At 55.9% G+C, this 23234-nt stretch carries 19 protein-coding genes and 3 tRNA genes; 6 read left to right on the top strand and 16 right to left on the bottom strand.

From position 1 onward, the window contains the following. Window positions 1-177: 177 nt before the first annotated feature. From atpC to AL01_RS08915, 6 genes are all read right to left on the bottom strand, one after another. Window positions 178-609 (bottom strand): ATP synthase F1 subunit epsilon, encoded by a 432-nt coding sequence (gene atpC / locus AL01_RS08940; RefSeq protein WP_077397198.1) that lies wholly within the window; start codon window positions 607-609, stop codon window positions 178-180. Between the two features lie 3 nt (window positions 610-612). Continuing rightward, complete coding sequence (atpD, locus tag AL01_RS08935; protein ID WP_077397197.1) at window positions 613-2076, bottom strand: F0F1 ATP synthase subunit beta; 1464 nt, start codon at window positions 2074-2076, stop codon at window positions 613-615. 22 nt (window positions 2077-2098) lie between these two features. Beyond that, window positions 2099-2995, bottom strand: a complete 897-nt coding sequence (locus AL01_RS08930; protein ID WP_077397196.1) for a F0F1 ATP synthase subunit gamma — start codon at window positions 2993-2995, stop codon at window positions 2099-2101. A 12-nt stretch (window positions 2996-3007) separates the two neighbouring features. Beyond that, complete coding sequence (gene atpA / locus AL01_RS08925) at window positions 3008-4546, bottom strand: F0F1 ATP synthase subunit alpha (RefSeq protein WP_077397195.1); 1539 nt, start codon at window positions 4544-4546, stop codon at window positions 3008-3010. Beyond that, window positions 4546-5121 (bottom strand): ATP synthase F1 subunit delta, encoded by a 576-nt coding sequence (gene atpH, locus AL01_RS08920; protein WP_077397194.1) that lies wholly within the window; start codon window positions 5119-5121, stop codon window positions 4546-4548. The genes atpA and atpH overlap by 1 nt, the downstream gene beginning before the upstream one ends. Before the next feature lie 312 nt (window positions 5122-5433). Continuing rightward, window positions 5434-5508: transfer RNA gene (locus AL01_RS08915), tRNA-Gly, on the bottom strand. Between the two features lie 188 nt (window positions 5509-5696). Here AL01_RS08915 and AL01_RS08910 point away from each other — a divergent pair. From AL01_RS08910 to nusG, 3 genes are all read left to right on the top strand, one after another. Continuing rightward, window positions 5697-5773 (top strand) — tRNA-Trp (locus tag AL01_RS08910). 69 nt (window positions 5774-5842) lie between these two features. Then, complete coding sequence (gene secE / locus AL01_RS08905) at window positions 5843-6097, top strand: preprotein translocase subunit SecE (protein WP_077397193.1); 255 nt, start codon at window positions 5843-5845, stop codon at window positions 6095-6097. A gap of 9 nt (window positions 6098-6106) precedes the next feature. Then, window positions 6107-6640, top strand: a complete 534-nt coding sequence (gene nusG / locus AL01_RS08900) for a transcription termination/antitermination protein NusG (protein WP_077397192.1) — start codon at window positions 6107-6109, stop codon at window positions 6638-6640. Window positions 6641-6784: 144 nt separating this feature from the next. On the opposite strand, the gene AL01_RS08895 is transcribed toward nusG, so the two are convergent. From AL01_RS08895 to AL01_RS08885, 3 genes are read right to left on the bottom strand one after another with little or no spacing between them, the layout of a single operon-like run. Beyond that, window positions 6785-7444 carry a PqiC family protein gene (locus AL01_RS08895; protein WP_077397191.1) on the bottom strand — a complete coding sequence of 220 codons (660 nt, stop codon included), beginning with the start codon at window positions 7442-7444 and terminating at the stop codon, window positions 6785-6787. A 3-nt stretch (window positions 7445-7447) separates the two neighbouring features. Then, window positions 7448-9124, bottom strand: coding sequence for a PqiB family protein (locus AL01_RS08890; protein WP_077397190.1), 1677 nt, complete (start codon window positions 9122-9124; stop codon window positions 7448-7450). Beyond that, a complete protein-coding gene (locus AL01_RS08885) occupies window positions 9121-10563 on the bottom strand; it encodes a paraquat-inducible protein A (protein WP_077397189.1) in 1443 nt (480 codons plus the stop codon). The genes AL01_RS08890 and AL01_RS08885 overlap by 4 nt, the downstream gene beginning before the upstream one ends. Before the next feature lie 117 nt (window positions 10564-10680). Between AL01_RS08885 and AL01_RS08880 the strand changes: the two genes are divergently transcribed. Together AL01_RS08880 and AL01_RS08875 are read left to right on the top strand one after the other, a co-directional pair. Next, a tRNA-Thr gene (locus AL01_RS08880) sits at window positions 10681-10755 on the top strand. A 30-nt stretch (window positions 10756-10785) separates the two neighbouring features. Next, entirely contained in the window at window positions 10786-11664 is an 879-nt protein-coding gene (locus AL01_RS08875) for a restriction endonuclease (RefSeq protein ID WP_077397188.1), read from the top strand. Between the two features lie 95 nt (window positions 11665-11759). Here AL01_RS08875 and ahpF read toward each other — a convergent pair whose 3' ends face one another. Together ahpF and ahpC are read right to left on the bottom strand one after the other, a co-directional pair. Further along, on the bottom strand, window positions 11760-13328 hold the full coding sequence (ahpF, locus tag AL01_RS08870) for an alkyl hydroperoxide reductase subunit F (protein WP_077397187.1): 1569 nt from the start codon (window positions 13326-13328) through the stop codon (window positions 11760-11762). A gap of 142 nt (window positions 13329-13470) precedes the next feature. Further along, a complete protein-coding gene (ahpC, locus tag AL01_RS08865) occupies window positions 13471-14043 on the bottom strand; it encodes an alkyl hydroperoxide reductase subunit C (protein WP_077397209.1) in 573 nt (190 codons plus the stop codon). Between the two features lie 233 nt (window positions 14044-14276). Between ahpC and AL01_RS08860 the strand changes: the two genes are divergently transcribed. Further along, a complete protein-coding gene (locus AL01_RS08860) occupies window positions 14277-15224 on the top strand; it encodes a hydrogen peroxide-inducible genes activator (RefSeq protein ID WP_077397208.1) in 948 nt (315 codons plus the stop codon). A gap of 161 nt (window positions 15225-15385) precedes the next feature. Here AL01_RS08860 and putA read toward each other — a convergent pair whose 3' ends face one another. The 5 genes from putA to AL01_RS08835 form a co-directional block, all read right to left on the bottom strand. Further along, on the bottom strand, window positions 15386-19021 hold the full coding sequence (gene putA, locus AL01_RS08855; protein ID WP_077397186.1) for a bifunctional proline dehydrogenase/L-glutamate gamma-semialdehyde dehydrogenase PutA: 3636 nt from the start codon (window positions 19019-19021) through the stop codon (window positions 15386-15388). Between the two features lie 302 nt (window positions 19022-19323). After that, on the bottom strand, window positions 19324-20406 hold the full coding sequence (mnmA, locus tag AL01_RS08850; protein ID WP_077397185.1) for a tRNA 2-thiouridine(34) synthase MnmA: 1083 nt from the start codon (window positions 20404-20406) through the stop codon (window positions 19324-19326). Window positions 20407-20417: 11 nt separating this feature from the next. Then, entirely contained in the window at window positions 20418-20732 is a 315-nt protein-coding gene (locus AL01_RS08845) for a ferredoxin family 2Fe-2S iron-sulfur cluster binding protein (RefSeq protein ID WP_077397207.1), read from the bottom strand. Between the two features lie 34 nt (window positions 20733-20766). Beyond that, the gene (locus tag AL01_RS08840; RefSeq protein WP_077397184.1) at window positions 20767-21933 is read right to left on the bottom strand and encodes a cysteine desulfurase family protein; all 1167 of its coding nucleotides are present in this window, start codon (window positions 21931-21933) and stop codon (window positions 20767-20769) included. Next, window positions 21923-23131 (bottom strand): cysteine desulfurase family protein, encoded by a 1209-nt coding sequence (locus tag AL01_RS08835; protein ID WP_077397183.1) that lies wholly within the window; start codon window positions 23129-23131, stop codon window positions 21923-21925. The genes AL01_RS08840 and AL01_RS08835 overlap by 11 nt, the downstream gene beginning before the upstream one ends. Window positions 23132-23234: the final 103 nt, after the last annotated feature.

Raw genomic sequence — 23234 nt, 5'->3', positions numbered from 1 at the left:
CTTCATAAAAACTTCAAAAACCACAGAAAACAGCCATTTGTTAAAAAACTAAACACTCAAACGAATCACATAAAACGATTCCCAAAAATAAGAATCGGGCTAATCCTAGACATAAAAAAACCGGCCCCCTTAAGGGCCGGTCTCTTTTTCAAAACAGCACAACCTATATAGCCGCCTTTAAAGCGCCTTGAGATCGTTCTGTTTCACCTTCTCAGCAACCTCAATCTCTGCACGAGCAGCCTGAATCTGACGGCTCAAGCTTTCCTGAAGTTCGATTTCATCAGGCCCAACAGACGTCCACTGCTGTTTCAGCTCATCCAGTGTCTGGCTGGCATCATCAATGGAGAGGTCTTCAAGCGCCCGCACCGAATCGGCAAGAATCGTGCAGTGATCCGCTGTCATATCGACAAAACCACCTGTGACGAAGCAGCGTTCCAGAACCTGATCATCCTTGTACAGGGTGATCACCCCACCACGAAGCTGCAACAGTAACGGGGAGCGCCCAGGCATGGCCGCAATATCCCCCTCTGTCCCCGGAACGACAGCCATATCAACCTCACGGTCGGTATAGCGCCTCTCCGGACTGACGATCTCGATGCGAAGCGGCATAGATCAGCCCTCCTGCTTCATCTTCTCGGCTTTCGCCTGAGCTTCCTCGATGGCACCGACCATGTAGAAGGCACCTTCAGGCAGATCATCACACTCACCGTTCACCACAGCCTTAAAGGAGCGCACGGTATCTTCCAGAGATACCAGCTTACCCGGAGCCCCAGTGAAGACCTCAGCCACATGGAAAGGCTGAGACAGGAAGCGCTGAATACGGCGAGCACGGCCAACCACCAGCTTATCCTCTTCAGACAGCTCATCCATACCGAGAATGGCGATAATGTCCTGAAGCTCCTTATAGTTCTGGAGCGTACTCTGGACGGCACGAGCCACCTCATAATGTTCCTGACCCACAATCTTAGGGTCCAAGGAACGAGAGGTAGAATCGAGCGGATCCACAGCCGGATAAATACCCATTTCTGCGATGGAACGGTTCAGCACCGTTGTAGCATCAAGGTGGGCAAAGGTTGCAGCCGGGGCCGGGTCGGTAAGGTCATCGGCAGGCACATACACGGCCTGAACGGACGTAATAGAGCCTTTCTTTGTGGAGGTAATACGCTCCTGAAGGGCACCCATCTCCGTTGCCAGTGTCGGCTGATAACCCACGGCAGAAGGAATACGCCCGAGAAGAGCGGAAACCTCAGAGCCAGCCTGCGTAAAGCGGAAGATGTTATCCACGAAGAAGAGAACGTCCTGACCTTCCACGTCACGGAAATATTCAGCAACGGAAAGGCCTGTCAGGGCTACACGAGCACGAGCACCCGGCGGTTCGTTCATCTGGCCATAGACCAGAGCCACCTTAGAGCCTTCGGTGTGACCATTCTCATCGACCTTGATAACACCGGCGCCCTGCATTTCGTAGTACAGGTCGTTACCCTCACGGGTACGCTCACCCACACCAGCAAACACGGACACACCACCGTGCGCCTTAGCGATGTTGTTGATCAGCTCCTGAATGATAACGGTCTTACCCACACCGGCACCACCGAAGAGACCGATCTTACCGCCCTTAAGGTAAGGGCAGAGCAGGTCGATAACCTTAATGCCCGTTACCAGAATTTCGGTATTAGCGGCCTGCTCCTCAAAGGAAGGAGCCTGACGATGAATCGGGAAGCGCGTTTCGCTCTGGATCGGCCCCTTCTCATCAACCGGCTCACCGATAACGTTGATGATACGCCCCAGCGTTGCCGGACCAACCGGAACAGTGATCTGGTTACCCGTATCTGTCACCTCTGCACCACGGACGAGACCATCAGTCCCTTCCATGGCAATACAGCGGACCTGACGCTCACCAATTTCCTGCGCAACTTCCAGCACGACCGTCTGATCGCCATTCCTAACATGAAGGGCGTTCAGAATATGCGGCAGCTTGTCCGTAAACTGGACATCCACCACTGGACCACGAATCTGGGTGATCCGTCCAACACCAACACCGGCATTTTCAGCAGAGCGGTTGAGTTCCTCAGACATCAGATTTCTCTCCTGCATGATCTCAGACGGCTTCTGCGCCGGAAATGATTTCGATCAGCTCGTTAGTAATATTGGCCTGTCGTGTCCGGTTATAACGGAGCGACAGACGTTCAATGGCCTTGCTCGCATTGCGGCTGGCATTATCCATGGCCGTCATACGGGCACCCTGCTCACCAGCAGCGCTCTCCAGAACAGCGGCATAAAACTGCACCAGCAGATTGCGTGGCAGAAGCTGTGCTAGAAGATGGCCCTCGTTAGGCTCAAACTCATAGACAGCACCATCCGTCCTACCCTGCCCAGCCTTGTCGTCTTCCGCCGTGGGCAAAGGAACAAGACCAATGGCCTGCGGTACCTGAGTCATCGCATTGACAAAGCGGCTACGCAGCAAGGTGCAGGCATCTACCTCACCATTTTCGACCAGATCGGCCACACGCTTGGCGAGGTCTTGAGCGAGAGCATAGGCATCTTGCTGGGTTCCAGATTTATTGTGGAGCGAATCCACCACCATATCCGGATAGTAGCGCTTGAAGATCTCGGCACCCTTACGACCAACCGGCAGAAGGCGCACAGTGCGCCCCTGTGAGCGCAGCTCCTCAATCTTCTGGCGAGCCGTGCGGATCATGTTGGCGTTGAAGCCACCAGCCAGCCCACGGTCAGACGTCAGAATGACGAGGAGATGCACATTATCCCGGCCCGTACCAGCCAGCAGCGGCGGCAGAGTGGAAGGGTCCATCCCCTGCGATGCCGCAGCCAGCTCGCTCATCATACGCCGCATGGTCTCAGCATAAGGGCGGGCTGCCTCGGCCTGATTCTGGGCGCGCCTCAATTTTGAGGCGGCGACCATTTTCATTGCGCTTGTGATCTTGCGGGTCGATTTGACCCCCGCAATCCTTCCGCGCAGTTCTTTCAATGAAGGCATGAGCTACAACCCTCAGGCTGAAAAACGTTTGCCGAAGGCCTCAAGCAGAGACTTGAGCTCACCTTCGATCTCCGGTGTCAGCTTCTGCTCTGTGCGAATCTTCTCCAGAAGAGACTTGCCACCATTACGAAGCTCCTCCAACAGAGCTGCTTCGTAAGAGGTCACCTGATTAACAGCCACAGAGTCCAGATAGCCGCGAGTCCCGGCGTACAGAACAGCCACCTGCTCCTCAACGGCCAGCGGAGATGTCTCCGGCTGCTTCAGCAGTTCAACCAGACGGGCACCACGATCCAGCTGACGGCGTGTCGCTGGGTCAAGGTCGGAAGCGAACTGAGCGAAGGAAGCCATCTCACGATACTGAGCCAGCTCCAACTTGATGGTACCAGCAACCTGCTTCATAGCCTTGATCTGCGCCGCAGAACCCACACGGGACACGGAACCACCAACGTTCACGGCCGGACGGATACCCTTGTAGAACAGGTCTGTCTCAAGGAAGATCTGACCATCAGTAATGGAGATGACGTTGGTCGGAATGTAAGCGGATGTATCACCAGCCTGCGTCTCGATCACCGGCAGAGCTGTCATAGAGCCAGCGCCAAACTCTTCGGACATCTTGGCGGAGCGTTCCAGCAGACGGGAGTGCAGATAGAACACGTCACCCGGGAAAGCCTCACGCCCCGGCGGACGACGCAGCAGCAGAGACATCTGGCGATAAGCCACAGCCTGCTTAGACAGATCATCGTAGCAAAGCAGGGAGTGCATACCGTTATCACGGAAATACTCACCCATAGCAGAGGCAGCATAAGGAGCCAGATACTGCATCGGCGCTGCATCGGAAGCTGTAGCAGCAACAACAATGGAATAATCCATCGCACCGGCCTCTGTCAGCTTACGCACAAGGTTGGCCACGGTGGAGCGCTTCTGCCCGACAGCCACATAGATACAATAGAGCGACTTCTTCGGGTCACCCTCTGCATTAACACCCTTCTGAGCAACAATGGTATCGACCAGAATAGCGGTCTTACCCGTCTGACGGTCACCAATCACCAGCTCACGCTGGCCACGCCCAACCGGCACAAGCGCATCAATAGCCTTGATACCAGTCTGCATCGGCTCACTGACGGACTGGCGGGGCATGATCCCCGGAGCCCGGACATCGGCGCGGCGGTACTCGACATTCTCGAGCGGGCCACGACCATCAATCGGGTCGCCCAGAGCATCCACGACGCGACCCAGAAGCCCCTTACCAACGGGCACTTCCACGACCTTGCCGGTACGCAGAACCGTGTCACCCTCACTGATGCGGTCACCTTCCCCGAAGATAACAACACCAACGCTATCGCTCTCGAGGTTAAGCGCCATGCCACGCACGCCGCCACTTCCCTCGAACTCGACCATTTCACCAGCCTGAACGTTGCTCAGGCCATAAACGCGGGCAATCCCATCCCCAATGGACAGAACGGTGCCTGTCTCTGAAACAGCGGCAGGCTGATCGAAAGACGCGATCTGCTGCTTGAGAATTTCTGAAATCTCGGCGGGACGGATCTCCATCACGCGGCTCCCTTCATGGCGTTCTGCAGACGGGCCAGACGCCCGGCGATCGATGTATCAAAAAGAACTGAACCGACACGCACGACCATGCCCCCCAGAAGGGCCTGATCAACATGTTCGGTCATAGCAATATTAGCAAATCCGGCCTGCTGTAGGCTGGCCCGGAGGCTTTCACGCTGCCCGTCTTCCATAGGACGGGCGGTCGTCACTTCCACACGCACCTCGCCACGCTGGCGGGCGTCTAGAAGAAGAACGGCTGACAGGATCTCATCCAGACCGGACAGGCGGCGCTGATGGGCGATGAAACCCACAAAACGCTGCACGGCATCGCCAAGCCCAAGTGCGGAGCCAAGAGCTTTTACCAGCGTTTCCGTCTGCCTGATATCAAACCGAGGGTCTGCCAGAGCAGTGCGCAGGTCTGGTAGCTGGGCGATAGCCTCACGCAACGCCCGCACCTGCTCCAGAACGAGAGCTTTATCCTGTTTGCTGTCCGAGAGATACTCCTCAAAGGCCCGGGCATAACGCTGCGCCACTTCACCTGGCGCCCTGATCTGCTTTTCCTGTGCAACCGTCACGGGTTCATTCCGTCTTCATGAGGTTCTGCTTTCACGACCGGTTCCCCGGTCCTAACCCAACCGGCATGCCCTAGAACATCCTGCACGACAGGAGCACCAGAGCCAGAACCCGGCCAGTGTTTCGATCTCGCCCATTAACACGGGCTGCACCGCTAGCGCAACCGGAAGGCCGACCAGACCGGGGCTCTGCGCTACAGGCATCTCCGCTCATATCTCACTGAGAATCCAACCCGATATGACAAGGCATGCCCCTCCTCGCCGCCCGAGAAACGGAGAGAATGGTTACGAAATAATAAATTTTTGGGAAAATCATGGAGCGGGCGAAGGGAATCGAACCCTCATCAGAAGCTTGGAAGGCTACTGCATTAGCCATTATGCTACGCCCGCTCTATCTGCGCTGGAGATATAACCATTCTTATGGAGTAAGACAAGAGGCGATTCCACTCTACGGTGGGGTGAGAAAGGTTTTTTCATTTTCTTGGAGATAGTGCTTGACTTTATGGCTCTGTCGTTATCTTTTCCTGCCCATCGCCGGCCCCTGATGGACTGGCGGTTACAGGTCGATTCGACCCTGAAGGGGTGTAGCTCAATTGGCTAGAGCGCCGGTCTCCAAAACCGGAGGTTGGGGGTTCGAGACCCTCCACCCCTGCCACGTCATACCCTGCCCGCCTGACTGCCTTACCCGGGTGACAGGGCTCGGGCCGAGATAGATTTGAGGATAATGGTGTCGGTCACAAAGCCGAAAGGCAATTCACCGAAGATGCCTCCGGCCCAGAAAGGCCCAGGATTCAGCCTTCGCAGATATTTCTCAGATGTATGTGCCGAGGCCAAACGTGTTACATGGCCGACGCGCCGCAACACCATCATCACGACAGGTGCTGTGCTGGCCATGGTCGTGGCCACCTGTATTTTCTTCTTTATCGTCGATCAGATAATCGGCTTGGGCATTAGCAGAATTTTGGGTATCGGAGGCTAAAGCAGCATCATGGCAAAACGCTGGTACGTTGTGCATGTCTATTCAGGCTTCGAGAAAAAGATTGCCGAGCATATCCGTGAGCAGGCCGAAAAGAAGGGACTGAGCGATCAGTTCGAAGAAATTCTGGTGCCTTCTGAGGAAGTGACTGAGGTTCGCCGTGGCCGCAAGGTGAATACCGAGCGCAAGTTCTTCCCCGGCTATGTGCTGGTGAAAATGGAGCTGACGGACCGCGCTTGGCATCTTGTCAAAGACACACCGAAGGTGACCGGTTTTCTGGGTACACGCAACAACCAGCCGACCCCCATCAGCAATGCTGAAGCAAAACGTATCCTTCAGCAGGCTCAGGAAGGTGTTGAACGTCCCCGCTCTGGCCTCTCCTTCGAGATTGGCGAGCAGGTCCGTGTTTCCGATGGTCCCTTCACATCCTTCAATGGCAGTGTCGAGGAGATCGATACGGAGAACCAGCGCCTCAAGGTCAGCGTCTCTATCTTTGGTCGCTCCACTCCGGTTGATCTGGATTACAACCAGGTTGAGAAGCTCTAAAAAAGCTACCTCATCTGTTTTTTGAGAGAACCACCCCTCCATGATTACGGAGCGGGTGGTTTTTTTATATCCATAAAAAAAACCCCGCTGGCCCATTCAGGACCACACGGGGCTTTTCTGTACTACGAAAGCAGCACTATTCCCTTACAAGTCAGAAGAAGTCTCTTCATGAACAGGAAGAGGCGGCAGGGAAAGCAGAAGCTGGATAGCCTGATCCGATAGGGCGCCGACCCCCTCTGCTAGCACCCGGACCATATCCGCCGGCTGCGCACCGACCAGCTGCGGGGATACCCACTGCACATTTACAGCACGGGCCTGCGAATCTGGTGCTCCAGCCCGATGAGCGGATAGCACACCGGTAATGACCGCATGACCGGACACATCCTGTTCAAAACGTGAGAGACTCAGCTCCAAATAGGCACCAGCGGTCACGGCAACAGAATCATTCTGAGAGAACAGCACATGCCCCGGCAGACGCTCTCTCAGATTAGCCGCCAAAGTATGACCGATCATCTCATCCAGTGGCTCACTCCAAGCAGCGGCGGGAGCCATGTGGTCCTGAGAATCACGCATCACACGCAGCAGGCCATCCCTATCCAAGCGAGACGTGATCGAAGGCTTGAGGACTTCGATAGCCTGAGGCAGAGCCGCTCCCACACTGGGGGAAACGGCAGATCCCGGTTGCGGGGCCAGAACATAATAGGTGGTGGGCGTACTGCTACACCCACTCAACATCCCTCCACCCAGACAGGCAGCCCCCAAAAGGAAAAACGACAAGGTAGGACGACAGAAAAAACGCATCATGGATCAAGGCCCCCGACCGGTAATGAAAGATGATGGATGATGATCCAGATAATCAGCCAACTGATGGAAAGAGCGGGACATCCGTGTCAGCTGGACGATCAGCTCCTCAAGGTTTCTACGGAAGTCAGGGTTTCCTCCATAAGAGGAAAGCATCGTACGGGCCTGCGCCAATGTTCCATTGAGGTTCGTCATCAGCTCTGGAAGGTGCTCATCGGCGTGATCCAGAAGATGATTCAACGCTACCAGAGAGCCACTCAGACCAGCAAGAGAACGTGTGATCTCCGGACTTCTGAGCCGTTCATCACTATGCATCAAGATATCATTCAGATGATCGCCGATCTGGGTCAGCGGCATCGCTGATATCTTATCTGTAATGGTGGAAACCGACTGGAGGATACTATCCATACCACCCGGCTGGCTTGGAATCACGGCCACGCCGTTCTCACGCTTCACCTCTGGTGACTCATGGCCTTTCTCATGAACGAAAGAGAGCGCAATCATAGCTTCCCCTGTCAGGAAACTGACATTCTGAACGGAAGCCCGCATACCCTCCGCTACAAAATCGCTGATCAGGTCACTTCTCTGAACACTCGCCAATTCATCATCAGCGATGACACGTTCAGGCTCCAGCTGCATCTCCACCCGGACACGAGGATTATGCCGTTTATCTCCCAGTTCCAGATGCACACCCGTCACCTGGCCAACCTGAAGACCAAACATCGTCACCTTACTACCTTCTGTCAGCCCGGCTACCGCCGTATCAACATAGGTCAGCACAGGGACTTTATGCCGGTAACGCGCATTATCCGCATCCTCCTTCGTTTTATAGAGATGGAAGACGGAATTGGGCAGGGCGGATGGCGTATCCTCCATCTGCGCCTTATCAGGGCGGCCAAACGCTACACCACCGGAGAGAAGAGCCTGAAACGACTGAAGGCGAATATCCATTCCCCCAGCCCCAAAGCCAATCTGCATGCCGGATACGTTCCAGAACCGGCTATCCTGCCTCAGATAGTGGTCGTAAGGGGCCTTCACAAAGGCCTTTATGAGGAGAGGCCCTTCCCCACCCGGTGGCATGGTGTACCCCAGAATCTCACCTACCTGCACATCCCGGTAGAAAATAGGCGCACCAGCTCCAAGCGATTCCAGACTTGATGAAACCAACCAATAGGTGCTGCCCGGCTTGTCCGAACGGATACCGGGAGGTGCTTCTAATCCTTTGAAATGGCTCTGATACCGGCCTTCTCCCGGTTTTCCCGGGTCCATGGCGATATAGGCACCAGAAAAGAGCGTATCCAACCCGGTAATGCTGGCCCCATTAATACGCGGGCTAACAACCCAAAAGCGGGTATGCTCATTCAATGTGTGGGGATCAATCCCACTCATCTGAATAGTAACATCGGCATGAGTCATATCCGGACTCAGAGATACACCCTGCACCACGCCGAGAGTGACCGCCTTATTCTTGACCTGCGTCTGACCCGGAACAATGCCATCGGCTGCATCAAACGACACAACGATACGTGGGCCCATGGTGGCGAAATGTCGCCACGCCAGCCACCCAGCAATCAACAGAGCCAGAATGGGGATAATCCAAAGTACAGAAAAACGTGGCAGCCGAGTATTGGCCTCCACACCACGCCCGTCTTCCTGATGTCGCTTCAAATGCTCATCTTTCACGCTTTTTCAGGCTCCATATCCTGTAATTCAGTCCCATCCTCTTCTCCGTTCCGGACAGAGACGTCCAGACCCTGCTGGTTATACCCGGCAGCATCCCACATACGCCGAGGATCATATAGATCCGCAGCAAAAATAGTTAACACCACTACAAGGGCGAAGAAGACAACGCCTAACTCGGCTGTCACGCTCGCCATAAAACCGAACCGAACCACCGCCGCCAATATGGAGATCATGAACACATCAATCATCGACCAACGACCGATGAACACCACAACCTTATACAGGCCTGTCAGGCGTTTTAACGATTTCTGCGATGCCTTTCCTCGACACTCGCAACCAATCATCATGGCCAGCAGGAAAACCTTGAGTACTGGCACAGTGATACTGGCAAAAAGCACCAGAAAAGCGAGGAAGTAAAGGCCAGCCTCCCAGAGTTGGATAACCCCGGAGATAATGGTGCTGGGGCTCCCATGCCCGACCTTGATGAAAGACATGACCGGCAGCAGATTAGCCGGAATATAGAAAATAAAAGCAGCGACCAAAAAACATACGGTGGCCTGAAGGCTATTCCGCTTACGTCGCCGCAGAATCTGCCCACAACGGGGGCAATCCCCCATATCCTGCTCGTTATCTACCGGACCACGGGCCACAAACACCAGCCCACAAGCATGGCAGGACAACATATGCTTTTCCGGTGGCAGGCGACGCCCTTCTGCAATGTAAACGCCTAGACCACGACGCCTTCTAACAGAACGGTGCTTCCATATCATGTCTGCATCAAATGCTGAATCCATAGCGGCCATCATGACCATCAACCCGCCGAGCAGATAGACACCCGGTTGCAAGATAACCAGAGCCAGATCCACCAACTTGGTATAGGCCACCAACAAACCAATGACATAGACCTCGACCATGGACCACGGACGCAGCCGCTCATACCACGTCAACAAAGGGCGAACCCAGCGGGGCATTTCATCACGGGACGCCCCATAGAGGATCAACGCCATGCAAACGAGGACAATACCCGGCATAAACACACTGGCCAGTGCGACCAGTATGGCAATGCCCCCAAAACCCTGCCGAGCCATTTCCATCGGGCCACTCATAAGAGAAACCATATTTTCCCGACCATAGATATTCAGTACCATGAGCGGGCTGACTAACAGCACGATATACAGGGCCAACGATGAAAGGCAGAATACCAGAGGCCCTACAATCTCTGATGTCCTGCGCCGGCGGGCCATATTCCCCCCACAGCGGGCGCATGTCTGCACATAGCCCGGCCGGAGATGGGGAACATGCTGAAAGAGGCCGCAGACGTCACACTCATCCACCCCTGCCACAACCTTGAGGGGAGGTTGATCCACGTCATGCCGCAGCATGGAGCAGGCCCCACCCTGACTCCACAACCCCTTGTGAAAACGGTCTTTCCTGAACATTCATCCCTCTTGCGCCGCCACACAGGAGGCTGCAACCCCCTTTCGGGCTTTTATCCATAAATATTCTACACATACCATTGCCTGACCGCTCCTTTTTCTGTATAGGCTCGACCGGACGCCGACATAGCTCAGGGGTAGAGCAACTGATTCGTAATCAGTAGGTCCTCGGTTCAATTCCGAGTGTCGGCACCAGTCCTCTTCCCCCACAGGATAAAGGTAGGCATGGCGGGAAAACCGAATGGCGGTTACTTTTCCCCTCCGGGCCCGTTTTCTCACGCCATCCACCACAAAGTCGCTACCAGCTCGCCGTCCTTCCTTCCCGGACACGGCATCGCCATCCTTCCGGCGGACTTTCTTCTCCTCGTCTTTTTCCTGATCCTATGGTTCCAGTACCGTCATCGGGTAAAGCGTAAACGCAAGGCATGGCAACTTCTTTGCCATCTTATTGCCCGGCACCAATATACCCTTGTCCAACGTCAGCAGACTTGCCTAACCGAGGACCATTACGGGGTTGTGGATCACAAATGCTGGCAAAAAGAACTAGATTATTTCTGCCAGAGTATTCTCCTCAACTGCCTAATGCAGGAAAATCTGGCAGAGTTCTGGCCATCCCTGCAACAGCGGACCCTCCAACGCATCAAGCGTGTGACGAAGCTCCTTCTCAAGCAGAGCCAAGACCCGATCCCTCTGCCCCCAAACGCCGCAGAGGGGAACACAATACGGCGGTTCAGTGCCAACATGGACCCGCTGGATTACGAGCGCTTCTGCGCCAGTCTGTTACGTCAGGCAGGGTGGCAAGCACATCCCACGCCACCCGGGGCCGATCAGGGGGCAGATATTATTGCCGAACAAAACAACGTTCGGCTTGTTGTACAATGTAAACTGTACAGCCGCCCCGTGGGGAATAAGGCCGTTCAAGAAATTTTCACGGCACGGCAGCATCGTCAGGCCCATTATGCAGCCGTTGTCTCCAATGCGGGCTATACTCGCCCAGCTCGCCAGCTTGCCCATGCCACCGGTGTGCATCTACTCCATCACAGCCAGCTCTCGACATTGGGCATCATGGACCTACAGCCCCATCCTGATCTTTTCCGGTCATAACCCATAAAAAAAGACCGACCTAAAACAGGCCGGTCTTTTCATCAAACCATCCACTCAGGCTACCTCATCAGAGGCAGCCCAAGCTTGTCAGCGTCTCAAGAGGCAGCAGGTACCCGGATGAGATGATCAAAGGCAGACAGAGCCGCCTTAGCACCTTCACCCATGGCAACGATGATCTGCTTGTACGGCACCGTTGTGGCATCACCAGCAGCGAACACACCAGGGATGGATGTGCGGCAACGCTCGTCAATACCGATCTCACCGATACGGGACATCTCGATGCTGCCACCCTTCAGCCAGTCCGTGTTGGGCAGCAAACCGATCTGGACGAAGATACCATCTACATCGATGCTGTGGTCGCTACCATCCTTAACATCCTGCCAGCTCAGGCCGGTCATCTTGCGGCCATCACCACGAATCTCAGTCGTGCGGGCATTCACAACGATATCGACATTCGGCAGGCTACGGACCTTATTCTGCAAGACTTCATCAGCCGTCAGAACCGGGTCATACTGAAGGAGTGTCACACGGGAAACGATACCGGCGAGGTCGATAGCGGCTTCGACACCACTGTTACCACCGCCAGCAACGGCCACCGGACGACCCTTAAAGAACGGACCATCACAGTGCGGGCAGTAAGCAACGCCCCGTGTGCGGTATTCTTCCTCACCCGGCACGTTCAGCTGACGCCAACGGGCACCTGTTGCCACGATGATGGTACGAGCTTTCAGGTGAGCACCGCTCTCCAACACGACCTCATGCAGGCCACCTTCCTTCTCAGCCGGGATCAGCTTAGCGGCACGCTGTGCCGTGATAACACGGACATCATAGCTGCGGACGTGCTGTTCCAGATTCTTAGCCAGAGCCGGACCTTCTGTCTCCGGGACGGAGATAAAGTTCTCAATACCAGCCGTATCCATGACCTGACCACCGAAACGCTCAGCCAGCAGACCGGTACGCACGCCTTTACGAGCCGTATAGATGGCAGCAGCACAACCAGCCGGACCGGAACCGATCACCAGTGTATCGAACGGTGCTTCATCATTCAGCTTCTCGGAAGCCTTAGCAGCACCCTCGGTGTCGATCTTAGCCAGAATCTCCGGCAGTTCCATGCGACCTGTGGAGAAACGCTCACCATTCAGGAAAACCTGCGGAACGGAACGCACATCACGCTCGTTCACTTCGTCCTGGAACAGGGCGCCATCAATGGCCGTGTGACGAATGTTCGGGTTCAGAACGCTCAGCGTGTTCAGAGCCTGCACGACATCCGGGCAGTTATGGCAGGACAGGGAGAAATAGGTTTCGAAGTGGAATTCACCCTTCAGTGCCTTGATCTGCGCTACCTGCTCAGCCTCGACCTTCGGCGGATGACCACCGACCTGCAGCAGAGCCAGAACCAGAGATGTGAACTCATGACCCATCGGGATCCCGGCGAAGCAAACCTGCACATCGGAGTTTGCAGCGCGGATCAGAAAGGACGGGCGACGGGCATCATTGCCACCTTCCTGATAGGAAACCTTATCAGAGAGTTCGGAAATTTCATTAAGAAATTCTTTCATCTCACGGGACTTGTCACCCTCATCAAGGCTGGCAACAAGGATAATATCGTGGCGCAGATGCTGGAGGTACCCTCTCAGCTGGCCTTTGAGTTCGTCGTTCAGCATGAATTCTCTCTCCAGACTCTCTAGTCCTCTAGGTGCGACAAGCCGAGGAATGGTCCATAAAAAAGGAGGCGCACCGCTACAGCACGCCTCCCCTCATAGGTGGGGAGAGGCCCCCACCAGAGTTCCCGTTTTCAGGGCGTGATCAGATCTTACCGACCAGGTCCAGGGACGGGTTCAGGGTTGCGGTATCGCCGCCTTCCTTCCACTTGGCCGGGCAGACTTCACCCGGATGAGCAGCGATGTACTGAGCAGCACGGATCTTGTCGAGCAGCTCAGCAGCACTACGGCCCACACCCTCGGAGGTGATCTCGATGTACTGGATCTTACCTTCCGGGTCGATCAGGAACGTGGCGCGGTCAGCTGTGTGGCTGCCATCGGCACGCAGAGCATCGAAGTTACGAGCGATATCACCGGACGGGTCACCGATCATGGTGTACTGCACCTTGCCGATGGCCGGGGATGTGTCGTGCCATGCCTTGTGGGTGAAGTGCTTGTCTGTGGAAACACCAAAGACCTCAACGCCCATCTTCTGGAAGGTAGCGTAGTTCTCAGCAAGGTCCTCCAGCTCTGTCGGGCAGACAAAGGTGAAGTCAGCCGGATAGAAGAACACAACAGACCACTTGCCGCGCAGGTCGGCATCGGACACCTGAAGGAACTTGCCATCACGGAAAGCCTGGGCGGTAAACGGCTTAATCTCGGAACCAATAGCAGGCATGGAAACCTCCTCATTCACTTTCAGAATCATAGACCTCCGCAGGGCCTGCGGATGCCCCTCCAAAGGGACAGCCCAACCTTTGGAATGTCAAGCTTGTTTCCTTCCTATCCCATTGCCACAAAACCGTCTAATTGAGGGTTGTTATCAGTATAATTAAGAATCATTATCACTACCTGTATGATTTGAGTCTTTTTCCCTTGGCCCTGTCACCGACTCAGCTTATTGGTATTACCATGTCCTATGTTCCTCTCTCCGGTCTGTCCCTCCGGGACATCGAATACGTCGTTGCAGTTGATGACCTGCGCAATTTCTCCCGTGCGGCTGAACGTTGCGGCGTCAGTCAGGCTGGGCTTTCCGAGCAGGTAAGAAAGCTGGAGCAGCTCCTTAATGTCACCCTGTTCGAACGTTCCCGTCGGCATGTGGCTCCCACTCCGGAAGGAGAACGCCTCATCGCATTAGGGCGGGACGTACTGGCCTCAGCCCGCAACCTTCTGGAAGTTGCCCGTGCCCATACCGGCCCGCTGGATGGCCTGCTGCATATCGGTGTGATTCCTACCCTTGGGCCGTATTACATTCCCGGCCTGCTGCCGCGCCTGCGCCAGAAATACCCCCAACTGGGCCTCCGACTGAACGAGAATACCACTCCTAATCTGGTGCAGTCACTCCGACAGGGGGACTTGGACGTTGCCTTCATGGCACCTACGGCAGCCACCGAATCCCTGGAACATGCACCGCTTTTTCAAGAGCCTTTTCTAGCAGTGTTCCCCAAGGATCATGAGCTGGCAAGCAAGAAACATCTTTCCATTTCCGATCTAGCCCGGCCAGACCTGCTGCTGCTGGAAGATGGACACTGCCTGCGGGATCAAGCCCTGTCTCTCTGCCCCAGCAATTTCCGTTCACAGGATCAGCGGCTGGCCACCAGTCTGGAAATGCTATGGCACATGATCGGGGCTGGAGAGGGATTCTCCCTCATTCCCCGCCTAGCCCTAAATAACCGTCAAGAGTTCGATGACCTCGTGACCATCCGGGAACTGAGCGAGACCGAAGCGCGGCGGACCATCAGCCTCGTCTGGCGTCCTTCCGACCCACGGGCAACCTCTTTCCGGGAATTGGCTAACTTCCTCCGGGTTGCCACACCGGATGGCTGTCTCCCCTTACCGAAGACAAAAATACCAAGCTAAAGAACAATTCAAGACGGGCTACCTACTCCCGCCAACACAATAAAAAACGGGTGGAAGAGCCAATCTCTCCCACCCGTTTTTTTATTCTACCCTACGGCAGAAACACTGTTCTAAATGAAGGATCGGGTCGATCAATAACCCGATCCCTCTAAACTAATCCCTCAGCTCAGTGTCATCAGCTCAGCATTACCACCAGCAGCAGCCGTATTGATGCTTACCAGCTTCTCCTGCAGCAGAGCCTCCGGCTGGAGCGTCTCTTCATCCGCCCAATACACCAGCGGCACTGGCGCATCCGGGTTCTTCAGATGGTCACTGACGATCTGCCACAGACCTTCATTGATGGTCTCTGTCAGGATGAGAGAGCAGCCCCCCACATCTTCCAGAGAATCAGCTGGCTGTATCACATTCCGCAGAACGTCAGGCAACGTATCGAGAGACTTGATCACAGCCGGGGCGGCCAGAGCCACAACCTCGTTACCACAGCTGACAGCATAACTGATCATACGCTTCAGGCCACGAACAGTCTCAGCGACAATCAGCACACGGCCACGGGGCTCTAGCGTATAAGTGTTGCTTTCACCCACCGGGGACGGCAACTCCAGACGGCAATCCAGCAGACCATGATCCATCCACGGCGTTACTTCACGGGAAAGCTCACGATCATCCGTGCCCAGCCACAGCAGCCATGAGCGAGCCATAGCAGGCATGGCATCCGCCTTCACCAGCGGCGTACGCGGCGCATGAGCCAGCTGGCGGCGCAAAGCCAACGGACCACCAGCCTTAGGGCCTGTACCGGAAAGCCCATGCCCACCGAACGGCTGAACGCCCACAATGGCCCCAACGATGTTACGGTTGACGTAGATATTCCCAGCCTCGACCCGGTCAACCAGATACTCGATCCGGGACGGCACACGGCTATGCACACCAAAGGTCAGGCCATAACCACCAGCGTTGCTACGGGTGATCAGAGCTTCCAGCTCCTCACGCCGATAACGAAGCACATGCAGCACCGGTCCGAAGATCTCACCACCCACATCAGCAATGGAGTTGACCTCAATCAGGGTCGGCGGAACGTAAGTACCACCCTTGGTTTCTTCCTCCACGGTTGGGGCCTGGAAGATCGGATGATTCCGGGCACGCAGTGCCTCGATATGATCTACAATACCTTTACGAGCCACCTCACTGATGACCGGCCCCACATCCGTAGCCAACTTAGCCGGGATACCAATGCGCAGCTCTTCCATGGCTCCCTTCAAGAGGGAAATGATACGATCGGCTGCATCATCCTGCACACAGAGCACACGCAGAGCCGAACAACGCTGACCGGCACTATCAAATGCGGAAGATACGATATCCTTGACTACCTGCTCCGGCAGAGCAGAGGAATCAACCACCATCGCATTCAGCCCGCCTGTCTCCGCCACGAGCGGTACCGGCTGACCATTCCGCCCCAGACGGCCTGCGAGCTGACGAGCAATGATCTGCGCCACGACTGTGGAACCAGTGAACATCACCCCAGCAACACGCTTATCGGCCACCATAGCGGCGCCCACATCACCTTCACCAGGCAGGAACTGGAGAACCTCTTTCGGCACGCCTGCTTCATGCAGAAGCTTGACAGCCTCCATAGCAATCAGCGGTGTTTCCTCTGCTGGCTTGGCCAGAACAGTGTTCCCAGCGGCCAAAGCAGCAGAAACCTGTCCAAGGAAAATAGCTAGCGGGAAGTTCCACGGGCTGATGCAAACGACTGTCCCCAGCGGGAGATGCGTCTTATTGCTGAATTCCCGCCGGACCATGCCGCCATAATAACGCAGGAAGTCGATAGCCTCACGCACCTCGGCCACAGCATTGGGGTAGGACTTACCAGCTTCACGCACAGCAAGACCCATATAGGCGATGTAGCGTTCTTCAAGCAGATCAGCTGCCCGTTCGAGAATCTCGCCACGTTCATCAGAAGAACGTGCTGCCCAACCTGCAAAGGCCTCTTCCGCCACATTCATGGCATGAGGGATATCCTCTGGGATGGCAAAGGTCACCTGACCAACCTGATCGCTACGCTCTGCCGGGTTGGTTACTGGATGAACCGGACGTTCTGCCTCACCAAGACCCGGCACAAGCGGTGTAGCCTCGTAGGTCTCTGGCAGAGTATCCAGCTCTTTTCCGAGATGAGCCAGAACGAAATCATCGTTCAGGTCCATACCCTTTGAGTTCCGCCGTTCTGGCTCGAACATATCCAGCGGCTTCTTGATCTCACGATGCGGCGCACCGACCGGGCTGTAGGAGCGTGTGACCTGAACCGGGTCTTCCACCAGTTTCTCAAGCGAAATGTTCGGGTCGCCCAGCAGGTTGATGAAGGACGAGTTAGCCCCATTCTCCAGAAGACGGCGGACTAGATAGGCCAGCAACGTGTCATATGTTCCAACCGGAGCATAGATACGACACGGACGATCCAGATTCTTCGGGCCTACGACACGCTCAAAAAGGGCTTCACCCATGCCGTGCAGACACTGGAACTCGTACTGCCCTTCATGGAAGTCCGTACCAGCCATGGCATAAATAGAAGCCACCGTGCGGGCATTATGCGTGGCAAACTGCGGGAACACAGCATCGGTCGCACCCAGCAACTTACGGGCACACGCAATGTAGCTAACATCCGTATGACATTTGCGAGTGAAAACCGGGAAGTCCGGCACGCCATCAATTTGAGCCTTCTTCAGCTCGGTATCCCAATAGGCTCCCTTGACCAGACGAACCATGAGGCGATGCCCGGTCTCACGACCAAGGGCAATGATGTAATCCAGCACAGTAGCGGCACGGCGACCATAAGCCTGCACAACGAAACCGATACCATCCCAGTTGGCCAGCTCAGGATCACGGCAAAGGGCTTCCAGAATATCCAGAGAGATATCCAGCCGCTCGCTTTCCTCAGCATCAATATTCAGGCCGATATTGTAGTGCTTAGCACGCACGGCCAGAGCCTTGACGGTCGGCAGCAGCTCGCCCAGCACACGCTCACGCTTGGCACGCTCATAACGGGGGTGCAGAGCGGACAATTTGATGGACAGACCGGGACGGTCATAAACCGCCTCGCCCGTGGCACGGCTCCCGATGGCTTCCAGAGCAGCATGATAGGCGGCCTGATAACGCTCAGCATCGGTACGGTCCAATGCAGCCTCACCCAGCATATCGTAAGAGTAGGTGAAGCCCTGTGCCTGCCGCTTGCTGGAATCCTTCAAGGCTCCCTCGATGGTCTGACCAAGCACGAACTGCTGGCCCATCATCTGCATAGCGAACTGCACAGCCTTGCGGACGACCGGCTCACCACGTTTACGCAGCATGTTGTGAATCACACTCATGCGCTTCTGGGGAGCAATCAGGCGGCTTGTAATATCCAGCCCCCACGAGGCGGCATTAATGATCAGGCCACTCTCCCGCCCCATATGGGAGAGCCAGTCACCTACGCCGACCTGATCCCGAATCAGGGCATCACGCGTTTCGTGGTCGGGTGTCCGCAGCAGGGCCTCTGCCATGCTCATCAGGGCCACACCTTCGGCAGAGCCAAGGCTGAATTCTTGTACCAGCGTTTCCACCAGACCGGGCTTACGGTGATCGCGCAGGGCACGAGCCAGTGCCAAGCTGATTCTACCGGCGACCCGTTCTTCATCGAACTTCAGCTCAGCATCGGGAAGCAGGGCTTCCACACAGGCCTGTTCCGGATACCGTATCTTCTCGGCAATGGCCTTCCGCAGGGCAGAACGTTCCGGCAATGAACCAAAATGACGTGCAAAATAAGCCATACCAAACCTTCAAGCTGAGAGCGTGACAATCACTTCCTGTTGTTGTGGAGAAAGAACTTCTCTACATCCAGCCAGACCATGAAACATGGGGCTTTGTCCATATCCAAAAACAGGATTCATGCAAAATATATTGGGAAGTCGAAACATTCCTAAAGGCCAGCCATTCCCCAAAGTAAGGAATATCCATTCCCCGCCCTAGAAGCCCCCAGCCCAAAATGGCGGGAAAACGTCACTTTTAATCAAGGATAAAGAATGCGTGATGGAAAGCGGATTTCTCCGCTCCCCTTTGCAAGCATCTCAATTCACCGGTCAGCGAGAATAAAGCCGCCACCCAACACCCGGTCACCTGCATACATTACACAGGCCTGCCCCGGAGCAGGCAGAGCCGGTTCCTCCAACTGCACTTCGGCCCGGCCGTCTTCCAGAGGGCGTACAAGGGCCTGCCGCAGCCCTTCCCGTGCACGAAGCTGTACACCACAACGGACACCCTCTGGTGGGGCATCGATCAGCCAATTCATGTCCCGCAGACGAACAATCCGGCGGCTCTCATCACTGGTTAATGTCTGGCGAGGGCCAACGATAATGCGGCGGGAGGGGACATCAATAGCTGTGACCATCTGCCTCTCACCCGTGCCGGTGTGAATGTCCCCCAGACGACGGCTCTGCCCAACCGTATAGCGGGCGATACCCTCATGCCGGCCCAGCACATTACCCTTTTCATCCACAATATCGCCCGGCCCTTCGATCTCAGGCCGCATCTTCTCCACCAACCCGGCGTAGGAACCGTTCGTCACGAAACAAATATCCTGACTGTCCCGCTTTGTCGCCACATCCAGCCCCAGCTCCTCCGCCAAGGCCCGTACATGGGCTTTATCGGGCATCTCACCGAGTGGAAAGCGTAGAAATTCAAGCTGCTCACGGGTGGTAGCGAACAGGAACCAGCTCTGGTCCCGGTCCCGGTCCACAGGACGGTGCATTTCTACACCCTCCGGGCCTTCTACACGGCGCACATAATGGCCAGTCGCCATAGCCTCACAGCCAAGGTCCCGTGCCATATTCAGAAGGTCCGTGAATTTGACACCCTGATTGCAGGCCACACAGGGGACAGGTGTCTCCCCTCTGGCATAAGAATCGGCGAAACTCTCGATCACACTTTCCCGGAAGCGGCTTTCTGCATCAATAACGTAATGCGGAAAACCGATACGCTCGGCGACCATGCGGGCATCCATAATGTCCCGCCCAGCGCAACAAGCACCGGGCTTGGCCGGGCCACTATGATCGTAAAGTTGCAGAGTTGCCCCGATAACCTCATGGCCCTGCTGTTTCAGCAGTGCTGCCACGACGGAACTATCCACCCCACCGGACATAGCCACAAGGATACGCATGGTCAGAAACCTCAACCGGCCTTAGGAAGATGAACAACAAGACCATCCAGCTCGTCCGTCATGACGATCTGGCAGCCAAGGCGGGAAGTCTTTTCCAGACCAAAGGCGAGGTCAAGCATATCTTCCTCATCATCATTCGGGCTTTTCAGCTTGTCTGCCCAAGCGGGGTCCACGATCACATGACAGGTGGCGCAGGCCAGTGACCCTTCGCAGGCACCCTCGAGGTCAATATTATTTTCATGGGCGATCTCCAACACGGAAAGACCAGCCTGTGCCTCCACCTCATGGCGGCTACCATCACGCTCAACAAAAACCATCCGGGGCATAAATCCCTCACTCCCTGTATCCATGCAGTAGCCTTTACCGCCCGGCAAAGCCCTGCCCAAAACGGGCCACTGCGCACTCCACATCACCTGCCGAGGTAAAACGTCCTACCGACAGGCGCAAGCTCCTGCGTGCCTCTGCATCCGTCAACCCCATCGCTTTCAGAACGTAGGACGGGGCCCCGGATGCTGCCGAACAGGCCGAACCTGATGAAAAAGCAACCCCCGGCACAAGGGCCAGAGCTTGCCGTGCTTCCAGCCCAGCGGGCAGGCATATGTTCAAGACGCCCGGCAGCCGTGGGGCCGGTGCACCATTAAGATACACCACCGGGAACAGCTGCCGCATACCCTGCCACAGCCTATCCCGCAAGCCCGCAAGACGGTCTGCCTCCGCAAGCTGTGTCTCCACGGCGAGGCGGGCAGCCGTCCCCATGCCGACAATCAGCGGCACAGGCAACGTGCCAGAGCGCATGCCACGCTCCTGCCCTCCGCCAGAAAACAGGGGGGCAAGCCGCACACGGGGCCGCCGCCGGACATACAAGGCACCAATCCCCTTGGGACCATATATCTTATGTGCCGAGACTGAAGCGAGATCGACTCCCTCCAACATACAAGGCAGCTTACCGAACATCTGGGCCATATCCACGTGCAGTAGAGCACCAGCCTGCTTTACCAGCGGTATGAGAGAGGCAAGGTCTTGTACCACGCCCGTCTCATTATTCGCCGCCATGATGCTGACCAGCAGGGCGGGCGTCTTCAAAGCATCTTCCAGACAATCAGGCGACAAGCGACCATCCGGCTCCACGGGCAGGATGACGGGTTCGAACCCTTCATCCGCCAGAGAGCGAACACTCTCCAGCACGCATTTATGTTCCGTTGCCACGGTGATGATGCGCCTCCGCTTATCACCCTGTTCTTTCAGAAAACGAACCGCCCCCTTAATAGCCAGATTGTTGGATTCTGTGGCTCCGGAGGTCCAAATCAGTTCTTGCGGACTAACGTGAAGTGCTGCGGCAAGCTCTGCTCTGGCCTGCTCCACAGCTTCTTCTGCCCGCCGCCCCGGCACATGCAGACTCCCCTCATTGGCAGGATGCTGCATAAACCACGGTAGCATCGCCTCCACCACAGCGGGGTCACAAGGGGTTGTGGCGAGATAGTCCAAATAGATCACCCCATCAGACGGACACTGCCCCTTACCGATCATCTACTCCTCCCAAGGAAGCAGGCCTTTTCAACAAGCCACGTTCAGCAAAACGCTGTGCCATACGTGCATAAGCGTGCCCAAATGTCCTGACATCCTCAGCCCTCACATTCCACGGCAAAGATACACGAATGGCCTGTCCGGCGGCCTCCCCCTGCCCCATGGCTTCCAGCACATGAGACCGAGACACTTTGCCAGACGAACAAGCCGAACCAGCAGACACGCAATACCCTTCAATATCCAACGCCATCAGCTGCATCTGGGCCGTTACACCGGGAAGAACAGCACTGATGGTATTGAGCAAGCGGGCCACACCGCGCCCCATGATGAGGGCTCCGGCTTGCGCCATGATGGACTCCAGTTCATCCCGGAGGGATTCCAACATGGCCCAATCTTGCTTTTGGCTTTCCTCAAAGGCGGCGACCATGCCTTTATGCAGGGCAAGAGCTGGCGTACCGCCCCGCCGTCCCCTCTCCTGCCCACCACCGGGCAACAGAGGGGATAGAGGCCTATCTTCTGGCAGAATCAAAGCCCCCGCCCCTTTGGGGCCACCCATCTTATGGGCGGACAGGGCTAAACTAGCCCCGGCCAGCGAACCATCCTTCAAAGCCTGTGAGAACTCATCCCGTTCCCGCATCCGGCCAGCAGCCTGTACAGCGTCCACATGAAGAAACGCACCATAGCGGCGGCAAAGGGCGGCCACATCCTGCAAAGGCGCATATACCCCCGTCTCATTATTAGCGGCCATAATGCAGACCAATGGCCCACGCTGTACTCCCTCCCCGGCGGTACGGGTCGCCAGCATCTCTTCTAATGCCGTGCAATCAATCACACCTTGCCCATCTACTGGGATAAGGGCAGCATCAGGGGCGGCTTTACGGATGGCATCATGCTCGGTAGCACCGATGAGAATGGCACGGCCTTCCGCACGCCCAAAACCATGCAGGGCAAGCGTATCCGCCTCTGTTCCCCCCGATGTAAAAACGCAGCAGTCAGCCTCTCTGCCAAACGCTACAGCCATCTGCTTGCGGGCTTCTTCCAGCATGATACGGGCCTTACGCCCTGCCGCATGAACAGACGCCGGATTCCCTGTCTGCTCCAACCCGGCTAATACAGCCTCCCGAGCAGCAGGGCGCAGGGGCTCGGTTGCATTAGCATCGAGATAGACAGGACTCTGCCGCAAAGCCGCCTCCTGAATCATGAAAAACCCCTTCTGCTCTGCCTGAAACGCATAGAGTCATGCCTTGTCTAAACACTCTACAACAAGCCATGCTCATGACCGATGATAGATACAATCTTCTTTA

The organism is Bombella intestini, assembly GCF_002003665.1.
In the GTDB taxonomy this organism is placed as follows: domain Bacteria; phylum Pseudomonadota; class Alphaproteobacteria; order Acetobacterales; family Acetobacteraceae; genus Bombella; species Bombella intestini.
This window is presented reverse-complemented; position numbering and strand designations above follow the sequence as displayed.

Coding starts and splice junctions, on each gene's coding strand:
- nusG (WP_077397192.1), top strand. CDS start 6,107: ATGGCAAAACGCTGGTACGTTGTGCATGTCTATTCAGGCTTCGAGAAA.
- AL01_RS08840 (WP_077397184.1), bottom strand. CDS start 21,933: ATGATCGGTAAGGGGCAGTGTCCGTCTGATGGGGTGATCTATTTGGAC.
- putA (WP_077397186.1), bottom strand. CDS start 19,021: ATGGCTTATTTTGCACGTCATTTTGGTTCATTGCCGGAACGTTCTGCC.
- AL01_RS08875 (WP_077397188.1), top strand. CDS start 10,786: ATGGCGGGAAAACCGAATGGCGGTTACTTTTCCCCTCCGGGCCCGTTT.
- secE (WP_077397193.1), top strand. CDS start 5,843: ATGGTGTCGGTCACAAAGCCGAAAGGCAATTCACCGAAGATGCCTCCG.
- atpC (WP_077397198.1), bottom strand. CDS start 609: ATGCCGCTTCGCATCGAGATCGTCAGTCCGGAGAGGCGCTATACCGAC.
- atpA (WP_077397195.1), bottom strand. CDS start 4,546: ATGGAGATCCGTCCCGCCGAGATTTCAGAAATTCTCAAGCAGCAGATC.
- AL01_RS08860 (WP_077397208.1), top strand. CDS start 14,277: ATGTCCTATGTTCCTCTCTCCGGTCTGTCCCTCCGGGACATCGAATAC.
- AL01_RS08835 (WP_077397183.1), bottom strand. CDS start 23,131: ATGATTCAGGAGGCGGCTTTGCGGCAGAGTCCTGTCTATCTCGATGCT.
- ahpC (WP_077397209.1), bottom strand. CDS start 14,043: ATGCCTGCTATTGGTTCCGAGATTAAGCCGTTTACCGCCCAGGCTTTC.
- AL01_RS08845 (WP_077397207.1), bottom strand. CDS start 20,732: ATGCCCCGGATGGTTTTTGTTGAGCGTGATGGTAGCCGCCATGAGGTG.
- atpD (WP_077397197.1), bottom strand. CDS start 2,076: ATGTCTGAGGAACTCAACCGCTCTGCTGAAAATGCCGGTGTTGGTGTT.
- AL01_RS08885 (WP_077397189.1), bottom strand. CDS start 10,563: ATGTTCAGGAAAGACCGTTTTCACAAGGGGTTGTGGAGTCAGGGTGGG.
- AL01_RS08895 (WP_077397191.1), bottom strand. CDS start 7,444: ATGATGCGTTTTTTCTGTCGTCCTACCTTGTCGTTTTTCCTTTTGGGG.
- ahpF (WP_077397187.1), bottom strand. CDS start 13,328: ATGCTGAACGACGAACTCAAAGGCCAGCTGAGAGGGTACCTCCAGCAT.
- AL01_RS08930 (WP_077397196.1), bottom strand. CDS start 2,995: ATGCCTTCATTGAAAGAACTGCGCGGAAGGATTGCGGGGGTCAAATCG.
- mnmA (WP_077397185.1), bottom strand. CDS start 20,406: ATGCGTATCCTTGTGGCTATGTCCGGTGGGGTGGATAGTTCCGTCGTG.